At 71.6% G+C, this 15,708-nt stretch carries 15 protein-coding genes; 10 read left to right on the top strand and 5 right to left on the bottom strand.

Annotated elements, in window-relative coordinates; genetic code table 11:
• Positions 1-73: 73 nt before the first annotated feature.
• The 3 genes from VLK66_RS06345 to VLK66_RS06335 all read right to left on the bottom strand — a co-directional run bounded on the left by VLK66_RS06345 (position 74) and on the right by VLK66_RS06335 (position 3,427).
• On the bottom strand, positions 74-643 hold the full coding sequence (locus tag VLK66_RS06345; protein WP_325308544.1) for a cytochrome c: 570 nt from the start codon (positions 641-643) through the stop codon (positions 74-76).
• Positions 640-1,446 carry a substrate-binding domain-containing protein gene (locus VLK66_RS06340; protein ID WP_325308543.1) on the bottom strand — a complete coding sequence of 269 codons (807 nt, stop codon included), beginning with the start codon at positions 1,444-1,446 and terminating at the stop codon, positions 640-642. Before VLK66_RS06340 ends, VLK66_RS06345 begins: the two co-directional genes overlap by 4 nt.
• A gap of 136 nt (positions 1,447-1,582) precedes the next feature.
• Positions 1,583-3,427 carry a methanol/ethanol family PQQ-dependent dehydrogenase gene (locus tag VLK66_RS06335; protein WP_325308542.1) on the bottom strand — a complete coding sequence of 615 codons (1,845 nt, stop codon included), beginning with the start codon at positions 3,425-3,427 and terminating at the stop codon, positions 1,583-1,585.
• Between the two features lie 338 nt (positions 3,428-3,765).
• On the opposite strand from VLK66_RS06335, the gene VLK66_RS06330 reads away from it, so the two are divergent.
• The 5 genes from VLK66_RS06330 to VLK66_RS06310 all read left to right on the top strand — a co-directional run bounded on the left by VLK66_RS06330 (position 3,766) and on the right by VLK66_RS06310 (position 9,160).
• On the top strand, positions 3,766-5,343 hold the full coding sequence (locus VLK66_RS06330) for an ATP-binding protein (protein ID WP_325308541.1): 1,578 nt from the start codon (positions 3,766-3,768) through the stop codon (positions 5,341-5,343).
• Positions 5,344-5,524: 181 nt separating this feature from the next.
• The gene (locus tag VLK66_RS06325) at positions 5,525-6,400 is read left to right on the top strand and encodes a formate/nitrite transporter family protein (RefSeq protein ID WP_325308540.1); all 876 of its coding nucleotides are present in this window, start codon (positions 5,525-5,527) and stop codon (positions 6,398-6,400) included.
• A complete protein-coding gene (locus tag VLK66_RS06320) occupies positions 6,397-7,278 on the top strand; it encodes an ABC transporter substrate-binding protein (protein ID WP_325308539.1) in 882 nt (293 codons plus the stop codon). The genes VLK66_RS06325 and VLK66_RS06320 overlap by 4 nt, the downstream gene beginning before the upstream one ends.
• Before the next feature lie 322 nt (positions 7,279-7,600).
• Positions 7,601-8,584 carry a beta-propeller fold lactonase family protein gene (locus tag VLK66_RS06315; RefSeq protein WP_325308538.1) on the top strand — a complete coding sequence of 328 codons (984 nt, stop codon included), beginning with the start codon at positions 7,601-7,603 and terminating at the stop codon, positions 8,582-8,584.
• Positions 8,585-8,818: 234 nt separating this feature from the next.
• A complete protein-coding gene (locus VLK66_RS06310; RefSeq protein WP_325308537.1) occupies positions 8,819-9,160 on the top strand; it encodes a hypothetical protein in 342 nt (113 codons plus the stop codon).
• A 10-nt stretch (positions 9,161-9,170) separates the two neighbouring features.
• Here the strand turns inward: VLK66_RS06310 and VLK66_RS06305 are convergent, their stop codons facing one another.
• Positions 9,171-9,506, bottom strand: coding sequence for a hypothetical protein (locus VLK66_RS06305; protein WP_325308536.1), 336 nt, complete (start codon positions 9,504-9,506; stop codon positions 9,171-9,173).
• A gap of 169 nt (positions 9,507-9,675) precedes the next feature.
• Here VLK66_RS06305 and VLK66_RS06300 point away from each other — a divergent pair, with 169 nt between their 5' ends.
• Positions 9,676-10,158, top strand: a complete 483-nt coding sequence (locus VLK66_RS06300; protein ID WP_325308535.1) for a cupin domain-containing protein — start codon at positions 9,676-9,678, stop codon at positions 10,156-10,158.
• Positions 10,159-10,396: 238 nt separating this feature from the next.
• Here VLK66_RS06300 and erpA read toward each other — a convergent pair whose 3' ends face one another.
• Complete coding sequence (erpA, locus tag VLK66_RS06295; protein WP_325308534.1) at positions 10,397-10,774, bottom strand: iron-sulfur cluster insertion protein ErpA; 378 nt, start codon at positions 10,772-10,774, stop codon at positions 10,397-10,399.
• 369 nt (positions 10,775-11,143) lie between these two features.
• On the opposite strand from erpA, the gene VLK66_RS06290 reads away from it, so the two are divergent.
• From VLK66_RS06290 to VLK66_RS06275, 4 genes are all read left to right on the top strand, one after another.
• On the top strand, positions 11,144-11,842 hold the full coding sequence (locus tag VLK66_RS06290) for a M23 family metallopeptidase (RefSeq protein WP_414676456.1): 699 nt from the start codon (positions 11,144-11,146) through the stop codon (positions 11,840-11,842).
• A 186-nt stretch (positions 11,843-12,028) separates the two neighbouring features.
• The gene (locus tag VLK66_RS06285) at positions 12,029-12,811 is read left to right on the top strand and encodes a DUF3108 domain-containing protein (RefSeq protein WP_325308532.1); all 783 of its coding nucleotides are present in this window, start codon (positions 12,029-12,031) and stop codon (positions 12,809-12,811) included.
• Positions 12,812-13,547: 736 nt separating this feature from the next.
• Complete coding sequence (locus VLK66_RS06280; RefSeq protein ID WP_325308531.1) at positions 13,548-14,120, top strand: YceI family protein; 573 nt, start codon at positions 13,548-13,550, stop codon at positions 14,118-14,120.
• 102 nt (positions 14,121-14,222) lie between these two features.
• Positions 14,223-15,626 carry a hypothetical protein gene (locus VLK66_RS06275; RefSeq protein WP_325308530.1) on the top strand — a complete coding sequence of 468 codons (1,404 nt, stop codon included), beginning with the start codon at positions 14,223-14,225 and terminating at the stop codon, positions 15,624-15,626.
• Positions 15,627-15,708: the final 82 nt, after the last annotated feature.

Genomic DNA, 15,708 nt, shown 5'->3' with positions numbered 1-15,708 from the left:
GTTCTCCCGAGGACGTACCAAGCCAACGCACTTCCGCACTTCCGCACTTCCGCACTCCCGCATAGGGGGCCGGTCATGGGAAGACGGTGGACGGAGGCTGGCCGCCGTAGGGCTTCGGCGTGCGCACCTCGGTGCCCTGCTCCTGCTTCTTCCCCTGCATGTGGTCCTGCCGCCCGGGCGCCACGTCCTTCCTGAGCTGGCCGGAGAGGGAGATCACGTACGCGGTGATCTTCCAGATCTGGTCGTTCGACAGGCGCGTGCCCCAGGCCGGCATCCCGTTGGGGCGCCCCTGCTCGATGGACTGGTAGATGTTCTCGGGCTGGCTCCCGTAGATCCACTTCTCGTCCATCAGCGGCGGCCCGATTCCCCCGCCGCCGTGGAAGTGGCACCCCACGCAGTTCATCTGGTTGTACAGGCTCTCGCCCTCGCTGACCGCGTAGGCGTTGGTCAGGTACGCGTTGCGCGCGGTGACCTCGGGCTGCGGCGGGCCGGGCACGAAGCCGCCCGACGTCTGCACCACCGGCCCCGGCGTGGCGCTGGGCGGCACCTCGCGGAAGTGGCGGTCCTCTCGCTGGCACCCGGCCAGCGCGGCCACGGCCATCACCGCGGCGAGGCGCGCCCCGCGCGAACCCGGAATCCTCACTGCCTCCTCCCTTCCACGCGGGGCACGCCGTAGTCGCGCAAAATGGCGTCGATCTCCGCCCGCCGGCGGACGATGATGGCTTCCAGCTGGCCGTGCAGCGGGTCGCCCCGGCGCGTGCCCATGGAGATGTCGAACACGAAGGGCATGAACGGGGGATCGATCTGCGGCTGCACCGGGGTGATCTCCATCTCCGCCGGCGCGCGCCGGCCGAAGTACCCCGCGAGCGGCCCCCACACGATGGCCACGTCCACCTCGCGGCGGGCGACGGCGTCGACGATCTCCGCGGGAGGATTCGGCTTGGCGTAGTCGCCGAAGACGGTGTAGCCCTTGAGGTTGCCCACCACGCCGCGGCGCGCCAGCGCGTGCACCGGCGGCGTGTTGAAGCCGTCGTCGCCCACGATCTGCACCCCGATCTTCAGCGTCCTGAGACGGGGATCGTCGAACGAGCGGAGATGGAGACCGCGGTCCCTGCGGGAGATGAAGACGTAGGACGAGCGATAGTACGGCCGCGTGGCCGCCACCATCTCCAGCGTGGTGGGAACGCCGATCACCACGTCGCACTTCCCCGCGCGGATGGTCTCGCGGAAGAAGCCGCGGCGCTGCGGCCACCAGGTGTAGCGCACCGTGGCGCCCAGGTCGCGCGCCACCAGCTGGGCGATGCGGTTCTCGAACCCCTCCCCCGCCCGGTTGGAGAAGGGCAGGTTGTTCGGATCGGCGCAGACTCTCAGCTCCCGCGCGGGGCGGGCGTCTGCGCGGGCGCACGCTCCCGCGCCCGTGGCCAGCATCAGCGCGAGGGCGAGCATCGGCGTGCCCGCGCGGGAGAGTGCGGGAGTGCGGAAGTGCGGAAGTGCGTGGGCCCGGCGCGCGAAGAAGCCGCGGAGCGCGCCGGAACGAGCGCACTCCCGCACTCCCGCACTCACGCACTCCCGCACTTTCGGCTCAGAGCGAGAACACATACAGCATCCCGCCCTTGGTGGTGTACTGCGGCAGGTCCTTCATGGCGTTCACGAAGCCCAGCGCGCCGGTGCTGTCGCGCGGATCCAGGCCGGCCGCCACGATGGCGCCGGACCAGCCGCCCACGCCCGAGAGGATGGCGATGTACTGCTTGCCGTCGGGCCCGCGGTAGGTGATGGGCTGGCCGATGATCCCCGAGCCGCAGCGGAACTGCCAGAGCAGCTTGCCCGTCCTCGCGTCGACCGCCTTGAACCAGCCGTCCATCGTCCCGTAGAACACCACGTCGCCCGCGGTCGCCAGCGCGCCGCTCCACACCGGCAGGAACTCGGTGTCCTGCCAGGCGATGCGGCCGTGCACCGGGTCCCACGCGGTCAGCGCGCCGCGGTAGCCGCCGTGGCCGGCGTACATCTTCACGTTGGCGCCCACGTACGGCGTTCCGGCGATGTAGCTGGCCTCGACCCCCTCGAAGTCCTGGCACAGGTTCTGGTGCGGAAGGTAGAGGAGCCCGGTGCGCGGCGAGAAGGCGCTGGGCTGCCAGTCCTTCCCCCCCGGCGCGGCCGGGCAGATGTCGCGGATCACCTTCCCCGTCTCGGGGTGCAGCGCCTCGTTCTCCACGGGTCGCCCGGTCTTCAGGTCCACCCCCAGCGTGGTGGTCACGTGCACGTACGGGTTGGCCGAGAGCACCTGGCCGGTGCCGCGGTCCAGCACGTACACGTAGCCGTCGCGCTCGGGGCGCACCAGCGTGCGCCGCGTCTGCCCGCCGATGGGCAGGTCCAGCAGCAGCTGCTCGTTCACCCCGTCGTAGTCCCACAGGTCGTGCGGGCTCCACTGGTAGAACCACACGGCGCGCCCGTCGTCGGGGCGCCGGGCGAAGATCCCCGCGGTCCACTTGTTGTCGCCCGGGCGCTGGTCGGCGTTCCAGGGGCCGGGGTTGCCGGTGCCGTAGTAGATCAGGTCCAGCGCGGGGTCGTAGCTGATCCACCCCCACACCGTGCCGCCGCCGATCTTCCACGCGTCGGGCGGCCAGGTGGTGACGCCCAGGTCCTTGCCGCGGTCCTGCGGGTAGAACGGCTTGAAGTCGGGGCCGATCAGCACCTCGGCGTCGGGGCCGGTGCTGTACGCGCGCCAGGCCAGCTTCCCGTCCGACAGATTCAGCGCGGTCAGCCACCCGCGCACGCCGAACTCGCCGCCGCTGTTCCCCACCAGCACCTTCCCCTTCACCACCAGCGGGGCCATGGTGATGGACTCGCCCTTGTTGTAGTCGGCCACCCGCGCCTTCCACGCCAGCGCGCCCGTGTTGGCGTCCACCGCCACGGTGTGCCCGTCCAGCGTGTTCCACACGATCTTCCCGTCGGCGAACACGGCCCCGCGGTTCACCACGTCGCAGCAGGCCACGCCCTGTGCCGCGCTGGCGGGCTGGGGGTCGTAGCTCCACTTCATGGGCGCGCCGGGCTTCGTCAGATCCAGCGCGTACAGGATGTTGGGGAAGGGGGTGACGATGTACATGGTATTGTTCACCACCAGCGGCGCGGCCTCGTGGCCGCGGTTCACGCCGGTGCTGAACGTCCACGCCAGCTTCAGGTTCGCGACGTTCGCCGCGGTGATCTGCGCCAGCCGGCTGAAGCGCGTGCTGGCGTAGTCGTGGGCGGGCATGGTCCACTGCCCGTCCTCGGTGGTGTCGGTGATGGCGCTGGCCAGCGGCGCGCCGCGCCCGCCGAACCGCGGCGCGGTTGCCTGCGTGCGGTTGTCTTTTCCGCCGCCGCACGCCGCCAGGGCGAGCAGCAGCGGAACGGCCGTGCGCCGGAGCTGGATCAGGTTCGTGGGACGCACCGATTTCGCCAGCCTCAAGAGGGTTGAGACCTCAGCCTGCGCGTGGCTCCCGCGGGGGGGCGGGAGAAACGGACGGGCGGGATGGGCCCCCATGCAACGGCCTCATCCCCACCAATTCCGCGCCCCGGGGCCATGCATAAGGTGTTCCATATGTCTACGGGTGTCTGGTTTCGCCGCGGGCCCGCGGCGGCCCCGCCCGCGCAAGATCCGCCGTCCCAATCACTTGGTGGGGCGCGCGGCTGCTACGTTCCGGGCGCGGTGCACGCCTTGCGAACGGGGAGCGATCCACGCGGCGCCCGCGCGCGCCCCGGCTTCCCGAACCCTGGCTCCACGCGCCCGTGAACCCGTCCGGCCCCTCACCGCCATCCACCGGCGACGGCGCGCTTCCGCCCGGCACCGGGCTGGGCGCCGCGCTCTTCGCGCAGTCGCCGTTCAGCACGGTGATCTACGACCCGCACGGCAGGCCGCTGGCGGTGAACGCGGCCTTCGAGCGGCTGTGGGGGGTCACGCTGGCCTCGGTGCCGGCCGGCTACACCGTGCTCGACGACCCGCAGCTCCGGGCGGCGGGCGCCATCCCCGCCATCCGCCGCGCCTTCGAGCAGGGCGAGACGGTGACCACGCCGCCGGTGCGCTACGACATCTCGCGCGTCTCCAGCAGCGGGAGCGGGCGGGTGCTGTGGACGCAGGGGTACTTCCACCCCGTGCGCGACGCGGCGGGAACCATCACCCACGTGGTCCTCACCCACATCGACCTCACCGAGCGCAAGGAGGCCGAGGAGGCGCTGGCCGAGAAGGAGGAGCGGCTGCGGCTGGCCCAGCGCGCCGCGGGGATCGGCACCTTCGACTGGCACATCCCCACCGCCCGGATCACCTGGACCGAGGAGGAGGAGGCGCTCTTCGGGCTGGCGCCGGGAGAGTTCGAGGGAACGGTCGAGGCGTGGGCGCGGCGCGTGGTTCCCGAGGACCGCGAGCGGATGGAGCGCGAGATGGCCGCGGTGATGGAGCGCGGCGAGCGGGAGATGGACTTCGGCTTCCGCATCATCCGGCCCGACGGCGAGGTGCGGTGGGTGGAGGGGAGCGCGGAGTTCTTCTACGCGGAAGACGGCACGCCGCTCCGGATGGTGGGGGTGAACGTGGACGTGACCGACCGCGTGCGGCTGGACCAGGCCGAGCGCGCCGCCCGCGCCGAGGCCGAGCGCGCCCGCGCCGCGGCCGAGGAGGCGAACCGCGCCAAGAGCGAGTTCCTGGCGGTGATGAGCCACGAGCTGCGCACCCCGCTGAACGCCATCGGCGGGTACGCGGAGCTGATCGAGATGGGGATCCGCGGGCCGGTGACCGGCCAGCAGCGCGAGGACCTGCGCCGCATCCAGCAGAGCCAGAAGCACCTGCTGGGCCTCATCAACGAGGTGCTGAACTACGCCCGCGTGGAGGCGGGGTCGGTGCAGTACGCGCTGGAGGACGTCTCCCTGGCCGCGGTCGCCGCCAGCGCGGAGGCCATGGTGCGCCCGCAGGTCCGCGCGCGCGGCCTTACCCTGGCCGTGGCGCCGATCGAGGGCGGGCTGGCCGGGCGCGCGGACCGAGAGAAGCTGCAGCAGGTGCTGCTCAACCTCCTGTCCAACGCGGTGAAGTTCACCGAGCCGGGCGGCTCCATCGTGCTGGAGTGGGAGGAGATGGGGGACCGCGTGGCCCTGCACGTGCGCGACACGGGGATCGGCATCGCGCCGGAGAAGCTGGAGAGCGTGTTCGAGCCGTTCGTGCAGGTGGGGCGCGCGCTGAACGCCCCCGCCGAGGGCGCGGGGCTGGGATTGGCCATCAGCCGCGACCTGGCGCGCGGGATGGGCGGCGACCTGGTGGCGGTGAGCGAGCCCGGCGCCGGCTCCACCTTCACCGTCCTCCTCCCGCGCGCGGCCAGCTGACGTCGATCTCACGCGGAGGCGCGGAGGCGCGGAGAACTCCGTTCGGCGATGAGCTCTCCGCGACTCCGGCGTCTCCGCGTGAGATCCTGCGATGCAGGCGACGTGCACCGCGCCCGGTCCGCCATTTGCGGCCGTGCGGGCGGGTCGATGCGTGGTCCCACCTGAAATCGGACGCAGCCGCGTGGCCGAATCTTCCGAAGAGCACCAGGGCAAGGACGAAGACCGCCCCGAGGGCGCGCCCGAGCTGAAGCAGTCCGAGGAAAAGAAGGCCGAGGAGGAAAAGTCGCTGAGCGCCGACATCACCTACGAGGTGATCCGGCGCGAGGGCGACGACGAGCTGGAGCGCTCCACCGGGGCGCTGGCGTGGAGCGGGTTCGCCGCCGGGCTGGCGATGGGGTTCTCGCTCGTGGCCGAGGGGGTGATCAGGAGCCACCTTCCCGCGGGGGCGGCGTGGGCGCCGCTCGTCTCCAAGCTGGGCTACTCGTTCGGCTTCCTGATCGTCATCCTGGGGAGCCAGCAGCTCTTCACCGAGAACACGCTCACGGCGGTGGTGCCGCTGATGGCGCGGCGCACGCGCGAGGTGTTCGGCCACGTGGCGCGGCTGTGGGGCGTGGTGCTGCTGGCCAACCTGCTCGGCGCGCTGGCGTTCGCCTTCGTCATCGGCCGCACCGAGCTGTTCAGGCCCGAGGTGCACCACGCCTTCCGCGAGATCGCGATGAAGGCGGTGGAGGCAGGGTTCTGGCTGACGGTGCTGAAGGCGGTGTTCGCGGGGTGGCTCATCGCCCTGCTGGTGTGGATGCTCCCGGCCGCGGAAACCTCGCACGTGCTGGTGATCGTGCTGATGACCTGGCTGGTGGGCGTCGGCGAGTTCGCGCACATCGTGGCCGGCGCGGTGGAGGTCTTCTACCTGGGCGTCACCGGCGCGCTGGGGTGGGGCGAAGTATTCGGCCGCTTCATCATCCCGACGCTGATCGGCAACGTGCTGGGCGGGGTGACGCTGGTCTCGGCGCTGAACCACGCGCAGGTCACGGCGGGCGGGGGGAAGCCGCACGGATGAGGAGATACTGGAGATTTGCCGCGCTTCTGATGTTCGCGGCGGCCCCGTTCCTGCGGTCCGCCGCCGCGGCCGCGCAGCAGCCGGTGGGAGACACGCTGCGCATCGGCCTGGTGCTCCCCGACTCGGCGTCGCGGACGAAGGAGATGGCGAGCGCCGCGCGCGGGGTGCGGATGGGGGTGGAAGAGGCCGCGCACTCCGCCGCGCTCTTCGGGCGCACGGTGACGCTGGCCGAAGGCGCGGACGCGGACCGGCTGGTGGCCGACGGACGGGTGCAGGCGCTGCTGGGCGGGTTCGGGGATGCGGAGTGCCGTGCGCTGCAGGGTGTCGCCCGGGCGCGCGGGGTGGTGTGGATCGACCTGGGGTGCGACGCCGACGCGCTGCGCGGGCGCGAGTGCGCGGCGGCCGGCTTCCACGTGGCCCCCAGCGCGGCGATGATGGCGGACGCGGCGGCGCAGGCGGCGGTGGCGGACGGGCGGGTGGAGGCGTGGGACGCGCGGCTGGAGCGCTTCGGCGCGGACCAGCTGAACCAGCGGTTCCGCGCGCGTTTCGGTGAGGGAATGGACTCCCAGGGGTGGGTGGGGTGGTTCGCGGTGAAGATGCTCTGGGAGTCCACCCTCCGCGCGCGCTCTTCGGCGCCGGACGCGCTGATGCGCTACCTGTCGTCCGACGCCGCGCAGTTCGACGGGCACAAGGGTCGCCCGCTCTCCTTCCGCGCGTGGGATCACCAGCTCCGCCAGCCGCTCTACGTCGTCTCCCCCGCCGCGCCCGACCCGGTGGAGGTGCCGCGCGCCGCGCCCGGAAGCGACACCCCGTCGCGCGACGTGCTGGACCGCCTGGGCACGCCGCGCGGCCGGACGGAGTGCGGGATCGGGGGGTGAGCTCGGGAGATGGGGATCGCAGCCGGTGCGGGAAAGGATCCTGCCCACGCCCGCCACATCGCGCCCTCTCCGGCCGGCTTAGGCCGTCCACCTCTCCCGTACCGGGAGAGGTAGCTGTCCCGGCATTCCGGCACGTCCGAACTGCTGGTGTGGTCAGAGGTTGCAGGGCACGCGGATGCGTGATGGCTCGCCTCGCCCGGTACGGGAGAGGGCGAGCGCTCCAAGGCGCGGGGAGAGGGCGCCGCGAATGCCGCCGAAGCGCGCCGAATCCATCTTTTTCCATCACCAGCCGCCCCACCGCCGCGCAGCCACCCCGGTGCAGATGCGTTCTCCGCTCCTCGCGCTCGCCCTCTCCATCTCCCTGCTCTCCCCCGCCCTGGCGCAGCAGCGCGCGCCGCTGGCGTTCGTGAGCAACGAGGGGTCGCGCGACATCACCGTCATCAACACGGCCACCAACCGGGTGGTCGTCACCATTCCCGTGGGCGTGCGGCCGCGCGGGATCCAGGCGAGCCCCGACGGGCGGCGCGTGTACGTGGCGCTCAGCGACGAGCACCCCGGCTCCACCAGCCGCGGCGACGCCATCGCGGTCATCGACGTGGCCTCGCGGCGGGTGGTCGCGCGCTACGCCGCCGGGAGCGACCCCGAGCAGTTCGCCGTGACGCCCGACGGTACGCGGCTCTACGCCTCGAACGAGGACGCGGGAACGGCGTCGGCCACCGACCTGCGCACCGGGCGCGTGCTGGCCACGCTGGTGGTCGGCATCGAGCCCGAGGGCGTGGCGGCCAGTCCCGACGGGCGCTGGATCTACGTCACCGCCGAGACGAGCAACACGGTGTCGGTGATCGACGCGCGCACCAACCGCGTGGTGAACAACATCCTGGCCGACCTGCGCCCCCGCGCCACCGCGTTTTCGCCCGACGGCGCCCGCGCGTTCGTGACCAACGAGGTGAGCGGCACCCTGGTCGTGGTGGACACGCGCACGCAGCAGGTGCTCCGCAGCGTGGAGCTGGAGCGCGGCGAGGGAAAGCCGGTGGGCGTGGTCGTCTCGCCCGACGGCGCGCGCGTCTACGTCGCCAACGGCCTCGCATCCGTCGTCACTGTGCTGGACGCGCGCACGCTGCGGCAGGTCGCCCGCGTCCCCGTGGCCCGGCGCCCGTGGGGGATTGCCATCACCCGCGACGGGCGGCGCGTCTACACCGCCTGCGGCCTGGCCAACGAGGTCGACGTCATCGACACCGCCACCAACCGCGTGGTCGCCCGCGTCGCCGTGGGCCAGCGCCCGTGGGGCGTCGCGCTCACCCGGTAGCGGGCAGGGCCGGGCGCGGAGCCGTTGCGCGAGGTGAGGCGGATCGCTATAACCCATTCCAATTCAATGCCTTAAGTCGGCACACCGAACCCGATTCGGCGGCACGGATGCTGCTAAGTCCGCAGGTCCGCGGACCCGCCCACGGGGGCCGCAGCCACACCAGCAGGAGATCCACGATGCCCAGGCGCGAGCTCACCAGCCCCCTTCGCCGGTGCCGCCTCGCGGAGCTGTCCCTTGGCTTTGCGTGATTTCACCGCGCCGGACGGCGCGGTGTGGCGGGTGTGGCAGGTGGCCCCCTCCATCGCCGAGGTCCCGGAGCGGCGGACGCGAGACCGCCGCAGCCCCGACCCGGTGCTGCGGTACAAGGGCGAGGAGCGCCGGCGGGAGGAGCGCCGCAAGGGCGTGGCCGCGCGGCGGTCGCTGCTGACGGGAGACTTCGAGCGGGGGTGGCTGGTGTTCGAGTGCGAGCACGGCAAGAAGCGCCTGGCCCCGCCGCCGGAGGGGTGGGACAGCTGCCCCGAGTGCGACCTGGTGGAGCTCTGGCGCCGCGCGCGCGACGTGCGGGGCGGCGGCTAGCTGCGTCCCGCTACACGCTTGCGGCGTGTTCGCCCACGCCGGCCGCGGCCTCCCGGGGCTGGTCCGGCAGGCGGCGCACCACCGGACTTGCGTCGCGGCAGAAGGCCCGCAGGTCGTCGTCGCTGCCGCTGGCCCACCCCGGCGGGATGGGGTGCAGGCGGCGCTTTTCTCCCGCGCATTCGAAGCAGAGCCAGCCCTCGCTCATCGCCTCGGGCAGGTGCTGCCGGGCGTGCGCGGGCCAGTCCGCATGCTGGCCGGGGACCACGTCCCACGCCTGCCAGGACGTGCCGTCGAGCCCGGTGAAGGAGCGCTCGGCCATGTGCTCAACCGCTTGGGGTGCCCGCATTTGCCTGCGGAACAGGCGGTGCACGAACTGTGCCCGCTCTGCACCGGAATCGCGTATCAGCTCGCATCAGCCGCCGAGCGCCGGGTTGCGCGCGGACGGTTTCCAACGCCATCCTGCGGACGCGCGGACGGCCGCGCATCTCCCATCCCCGTCTCCCCGATCGCACTCCATGAGCACCAGCGCGATGCCGCCGGGCACCATCCACATCCGCAACTTTCTCGGCGAGATCCGCGTCCGTTCCGAGCAGACGGGCGGCGGGCTGACGGTGGTGGAGCACACGCTGCCGCCCGGCTACATCGCCATGCCGCTGCACACGCACCAGCGCGAGGCGGAGACCACGTACGTGCTGGAGGGCACGCTGTGGGTGCAGCTCGGCAAGCGCGTGACGAAGCTCGGGCCGGGACAGAGCATCGCCAAGCCGGCGGGGGTGCCGCACACCTACTGGAACGAGGGAACGCGGCCGGCGCGCTTCCTGGACATGCTCACGCCCGGCGGGCTGGAGCCGTGGTACGAGGAAGTCGCCACCGTGATCCCCGCCCGCGGCGAGGTGGAGGTCGGCAAGGTGCTGGAGATCTCGCGCCGCTACGGCCTGGAGTTCGACATGGAGAGCCTGCTCGACATCATGTCGCGCCACCAGGTGGTGCTGGCGTGATATGATACCGAGCCGGGCGAAAAACATCAGTGCATCCGCCGACCACGTTCGCGGGCTGGGCACCCTCACCGGCGACTGAAGTCGCAGCAACAACTACGGGAAGCCTCGCAAACTGCGCGAGGCTATTCGGCTCGGAAGCCGGCTTCGGCTGCGGGAGATGCTTCCCTTCGGGCGAATGGAAAAAGGCCCGCGGACCGTTGCCGGTCCGCGGGCCTTTCGTCGTCGGTCCCGAAGTGCGTCAGGCGGTGAAGGAGCTGCCGCAGCCGCACCCGCCGGTGGCGTTCGGGTTGTTGAAGGTGAAGCCGCTCCCCTGGAAGGTCGACACGTAGTCGATCTCCGTGCCCTGCAGGTACTGCAGGGAGAACGGGTCCACGAACAGGCGGATGCCCTGCGACTCGAACGTCATGTCGTCGTCGCCCGGCTCGTCCTCGATGTTCAGCCCGTACTGGAAGCCCGAGCACCCGCCCGGCAGCACGCCCACGCGCAGGCCGGCCTTCTCGCCGGCGGCCTGCTCCTCGATGTATCGGCGAACCTCGCCGGCCGCCAGCTGCGTCAGCACAACGGGGCTGGCCGGGGCCTCGGTGGACACCGCCGCCGCCACGCTCTCAGTCTGCATCGCTGCCCCCTCTACTTGGAATGTCGAGGCGGGATAAATCCCGCTACATCAACGACTTGTACCCTCACCAACCCCGCAGGTTTCGCGCCGCGGAGTCCCCCGCGAAGGGTTGGTTCACGCATGAAGTATGGAGCCGTCCCGCGGGGGCGTCAATCCTCCCGCGTTGGGGCGCAAGATGGGCGGTTCCGGTGCGGGAGAGGCACCGCATCTCGTGACTCCTCCGCACACCCGCGAACGATGCGGCTTCTTCTCCGCCGCAACATGCGCTAGGTTGGGCACATCCCCTGATCTCCCTGCCGTTTCCCCGCCCCCCACGGCCCCATGCCGTACCGCCGCTTCCTCGGTCCGTTCCTGCTCGGCGCGCTGGCCATGCTCCTGCTGGTGGTGCTGGTGGTGTGGGCCGTGCCCCGCTGGCTCCCTCGCGGCGGGCTGGTGATCCGCATCGGCCCCGCGGCGCCCAGCCCGGCGGCTCCCGCCGTTCAGCCCGCGCGGCAGTCCATTCCTGACTCCGCATCGCAGCCTGCGGCACAGGCACCCGCACCGGCCGCACCCGGCCCCGCCGCAGAGCCGGCGGACGCCGCGGACCCGCAATCCCCCGACAGCGCGGTTGCGCCGATGTCCGCCGCGGCGGGGCTGCTGCTGGTGCCGGTGCAGGGCGTGCGGCCCTCGCAGCTCACCGACACCTACACGCAGGCGCGGGGACAGGGGCGGGTGCACGACGCGATCGACATCCCCGCCGCGCGGGGGACGCCCGTGCTGGCGACGGCCGAGGGAACCGTGCTGAAGCTGTTCCAGAGCGCGCGCGGCGGCACCACGCTGTACGAGCTGGCCCGCGACGGGCGGACCATCTACTACTACGCGCACCTGGACCGCTACGCCGCCGGCATGGCCGAGGGGAAGGCGCTGCGCCAGGGCGAGGTGATCGGGTCGGTGGGAAACACTGGCAACGCGGGCCCCGGCAACTACCACCTGCACTTCGAGGTCACCACCACGGCGGACCCGAAACGGTACTGGGCCGGCACGCCGCAGAACCCGTATCCGCTGCTGCGCCACGGCATCAGCCGCTGATCCCGCTGCGGCCGCGAGCCGTCGATCGGGGGCGCGGCCGATCCATCGTCATCCCCACGGGTGCAATCCCCTACCCCGCCCTGCTGGGCTGCCCCACAAGAAAGTCCCCACGCACCCGACTGACGCGCCCCCCTCGCGCCGGTAGCCTTCTCGCGACGGCAGGAACCCGCCCCGAGGAGGCGCACGATGAGAGCGATCCACCGAACCATCCGCACCGTGGGGCTGCCGCTGGCCGCGGCCATGCTGGCGCTTCCGGCGCCGGCGCAGTCGCGCGGGGCGCTCCCCTTCGCGCCGGGCGAGGCGTGCACCTACCGCGGCAGCGGACCGCTGGGGCGCATGGGCAGCGGCACCTTCGCGGTCGACGCGGAGCAGGACGGCGGGCGCCCCGTGTACCTGCTGCGCTTCGATTTCCGCGGGCGGCTGGGGATCGTGGGGGTGGAGAACCACACGCGGTCGTGGTTCGACCCGGCCGAGACGGCGTCGTTCCACTTCACCAAGACGGAGCGCTCGCCGGTTTCCACGAAGCGGCAGGACGTGCGCATGGACGTGCGCGCGCGCCGCTGGACGGGCACGCAGGAGGGCGGCGAGATGACGACCGCCGCGCCGCTCGACGAGCTGTCGTTCGTCTTCTTCCTGCGCACGCTGCGGCTGGCGGAGGGAGACAGCTACACCTTCGCGCGCCACTACGACACCGCGCGCAACCCGGTGCGGGTGCGGGTGATCGGCCGCGGGCGCATCCGTGTGCCCGCGGGCGAGTTCAACGCGGTGGAGGTGGAGATGCGGGTCCGCGACGCGCACCACTACAACCGTGAAGGGGTGATCCAGTTCCACTTCACCGACGACCCGCGCCACGTCCCCCTCCGCATCGAGTCGCAGATCCCCGTCGCGGGCCGCATGGTCCTCTCGCTCGAGGCGATGACCGCGACGTGCGGCGGCGCGACGACGGGCGCCCGGGCGACGGACGAGTAAAGTGCGGGAGTGCGTGAGTGCGTCGGGGATCGGGCGACTGATTAACAGCAGGTGTCATACGGGTCAACGGAGTCAACGGAGAACAGCTCCGGTGGCTCCGCTGGTTTTTGATATCGATGGGAGAAGATTCGCGAAAATGCGACTGAAGTCGCGGCGTCGCGGCTACAAGGGCACGCAGTCCGCCTTCGCGGACTTCTCCGTGCGAGCCAGGCCATCGGCGCGTCTCCCTGGCGCCGCGCCCTCTCCGGCTCGCCTAGGCTCGCCACCTCTCCCGTACCGGGAGAGGTAGCCATCACGCATCACCGGCACACGTAAGCATCCGTGTTACCAGAGGTTGCAGGACGCAGGAATGCCCCCCTCGCCCGGAACGGGAGAGGGCGAGCGCTCTAAGGGCGCGGGGAGAGGGCCCATCGGCGAGCACCGCCGCCAGATGAGCGAAGATGACGCGCGGCTCACCAATCCCCCCGCACTCCCGCACTCCCGCACTCCCGCACTCCCGCACTCCGTCCGTCCCTCACCCGCCCGTAGGGAAATCCCCCGCACCCTCGTCTCCATTCCCTTCCCCGCGCGCCCGGCGGGTAGTCCCGCGCACCACACGAGGTCGGGCCGTTCGCCCCGCACGCGGTGCGGTTGCACGCCGACAGGTGGGCGCCCGGCGGGGGACTAGACTTGTCACCAGTTGGAGCGAGGGCCGCGGTGGCCCCGCGGAAGGTGGAACCCGGAAGGAGACCGAGAGATGCGCAAGAGCCTTGTGCTGGGATCGATGCTGGTGGTGCCCGTCCTCGCGGCGGCCTCGCTGGCTCCCCTGTCCATGCAGCCCGGCAGCCGCGTGTGGGTGGACGGGACCTCCACCACCCGCTCCTGGCACTGCGAGTCCACGCACGCGGTCGGCAGCGCCGCCGCCAGCACCACCGACCTGGCGCAGCTGGCGAACGTGGGCAGCGCCTCGGTGACGGTGCCGGTGGCCACGCTCGACTGCCGCAACAACACCATGAACGGCCACATGCGCAACGCCCTGAAGGCCGCCGAGGCCCCCGAGATCCGCTTCCGCGCCACCTCGGTGAAGGTGAACGCCACCGGCGCCGACGCCGGCACCGCCGAGATGGCGGGCACGCTCTCCATCGCCGGGCAGGAGCGGCCGGTGACGATCAACGCCACGGTGGCGCGCGAAAACGGCCAGGTGCGCGTGCGCGGCAGCAAGCGCATCACCATGACCGAGTGGGGCGTTCGCCCGCCCTCGCTGATGCTGGGCACGATGAAGGTGGCCCCCGCCGCCACGGTCGGGTTCGACGTGGTGCTGAAGCCCTGAACGAGTGAATCCGGGCGGCGGTCCCTACCGCCGCGATGAAGTCCCGGGGGCGCACCTCCGCGCCCCCGCCGAGACCCGAGGCTCCTGAGTGGAGACGGAACGATGAGAACCACGACTCGTGTGCTGCTCCCGGCCCTGCTGGCCGCCCTGGCGGCCGCACCGGTTGCGGCGCAGAACGACACCCCGGGCGGCGGCACGCAGCCCGTCCCCAGCGACTCGGCCAAGGTCGAGGCCGCGCAGACCTTCTTCGCCGGCGCGCAGCAGATCCCCATCCAGAACTACCGGCCCACCGACAAGCGCGGCCTGAACATGTTCGAGGCGCCCAAGAACGACGGCGTTCCCTACGACGGCTTCAAGCTCCTGCTGGGCGCGGCGTTCACGCAGCAGTTCCAGACCATCGGCCACAGCAACACCGCCGGGCCGAAGGTGGTCGGCGGCGTGGACCAGAACGCGCTGGTCGAGATCGGCCCCGGGTTCAACAACGCGGTGGCCAACCTGTACCTCACGGCCCAGCTCGCCCGCGGCATCAGCGTGCACATGACGAGCTACCTGTCGAGCCGCCACCACAGCGAGACGTGGGTGAAGGACGGCTTCATCCTGATCGACAGCTCGCCGGTCGACGTGCCGCTGCTGAACGGCATCATGAAGTACACCACGCTGCGGGTGGGCGAGATGGAGCTGAACTACGGCGACAGCCACTTCCGCCGCACCGACAACGGCAACGCGGTCTACAACCCGTTCGTCGGCAACCTGATCATGGACCCCTTCACCACCGAGGCGGGCGCCGAGGTGTACGTGCGCAGCAACGGCTTCCTGGCCATGGGCGGCATCACGGCCGGCCAGCTGCACCCGTCGGTGACGGACCCGCGGCACCGCACCCCCTCGTTCCTGGGCAAGCTGGGCTTCGACCGGCAGCTGACCCCGGAGCTGCGCCTGCGCCTGACGGGCTCGGTGTACACCAACCCGCATTCGACCGAGCAGAACCTGTTCAGCGGTGACCGCGCCGGCTCGCGCTACTACTTCGTGATGGAGAACGCCGCGCCGACGAGCACCGAGAACGCCACGCTGCGCTCGGGGATGCTGAACCCGGGGATGAACTACGCGCTCACCTCGTGGGTCATCAACCCCTTCGTGAAGTTCAACGGGCTGGAGCTGTTCGGGCAGATCGAGCAGGCGCACGGCCGTGCCAGGACCGAGACGGAGAACCGCACCTGGAAGCAGTACGCGGTCGACGCCACCTACCGCTTCCTCCCCGGCGAGCCGCTGTTCGTGGCCGCGCGGTACAACACGGTGCGCGGGCCGCTGGCCGTCGCCACGCCCACCACTCCGCTGGGCGGCGACGTGGGCGCCGACCGCTGGCAGGCGAGCGCCGGCTGGTACATCACCGACAACATCCTGCTGAAGGGCGAGTACGTGACGCAGAAGTACACCGGCTACGCCGACACCAGCATCTTCAACGGCGGCAAGTTCAACGGCTTCATCTTCGAGGGCACGGTCGCCTTCTGATCGCCGCCGAAGCGTGGGCAGTACGGCAGGGAGAGGGAGATGGGTGAGCGGAGCGGGGATCCCGGGTGGGTTCCCGCTCCGC

It is taken from the genome of Longimicrobium sp., assembly GCF_035474595.1.
Classification (GTDB): Bacteria; Gemmatimonadota; Gemmatimonadetes; order Longimicrobiales; family Longimicrobiaceae; genus Longimicrobium.
Note: the sequence above shows the minus strand (reverse complement) of the source record. Positions and strands in the feature narration are given on the sequence as shown.

Excerpts from the sequence above, each read along its gene's own strand:
- VLK66_RS06315 (WP_325308538.1), top strand. The coding sequence starts at position 7,601 with ATGCGTTCTCCGCTCCTCGCGCTCGCCCTCTCCATCTCCCTGCTCTCC.
- VLK66_RS06305 (WP_325308536.1), bottom strand. The coding sequence starts at position 9,506 with ATGCGGGCACCCCAAGCGGTTGAGCACATGGCCGAGCGCTCCTTCACC.
- VLK66_RS06275 (WP_325308530.1), top strand. The coding sequence starts at position 14,223 with ATGAGAACCACGACTCGTGTGCTGCTCCCGGCCCTGCTGGCCGCCCTG.
- erpA (WP_325308534.1), bottom strand. The coding sequence starts at position 10,774 with ATGCAGACTGAGAGCGTGGCGGCGGCGGTGTCCACCGAGGCCCCGGCC.
- VLK66_RS06280 (WP_325308531.1), top strand. The coding sequence starts at position 13,548 with ATGCGCAAGAGCCTTGTGCTGGGATCGATGCTGGTGGTGCCCGTCCTC.
- VLK66_RS06340 (WP_325308543.1), bottom strand. The coding sequence starts at position 1,446 with ATGCTCGCCCTCGCGCTGATGCTGGCCACGGGCGCGGGAGCGTGCGCC.
- VLK66_RS06285 (WP_325308532.1), top strand. The coding sequence starts at position 12,029 with ATGAGAGCGATCCACCGAACCATCCGCACCGTGGGGCTGCCGCTGGCC.
- VLK66_RS06320 (WP_325308539.1), top strand. The coding sequence starts at position 6,397 with ATGAGGAGATACTGGAGATTTGCCGCGCTTCTGATGTTCGCGGCGGCC.
- VLK66_RS06290 (WP_414676456.1), top strand. The coding sequence starts at position 11,144 with ATGCTCCTGCTGGTGGTGCTGGTGGTGTGGGCCGTGCCCCGCTGGCTC.
- VLK66_RS06300 (WP_325308535.1), top strand. The coding sequence starts at position 9,676 with ATGAGCACCAGCGCGATGCCGCCGGGCACCATCCACATCCGCAACTTT.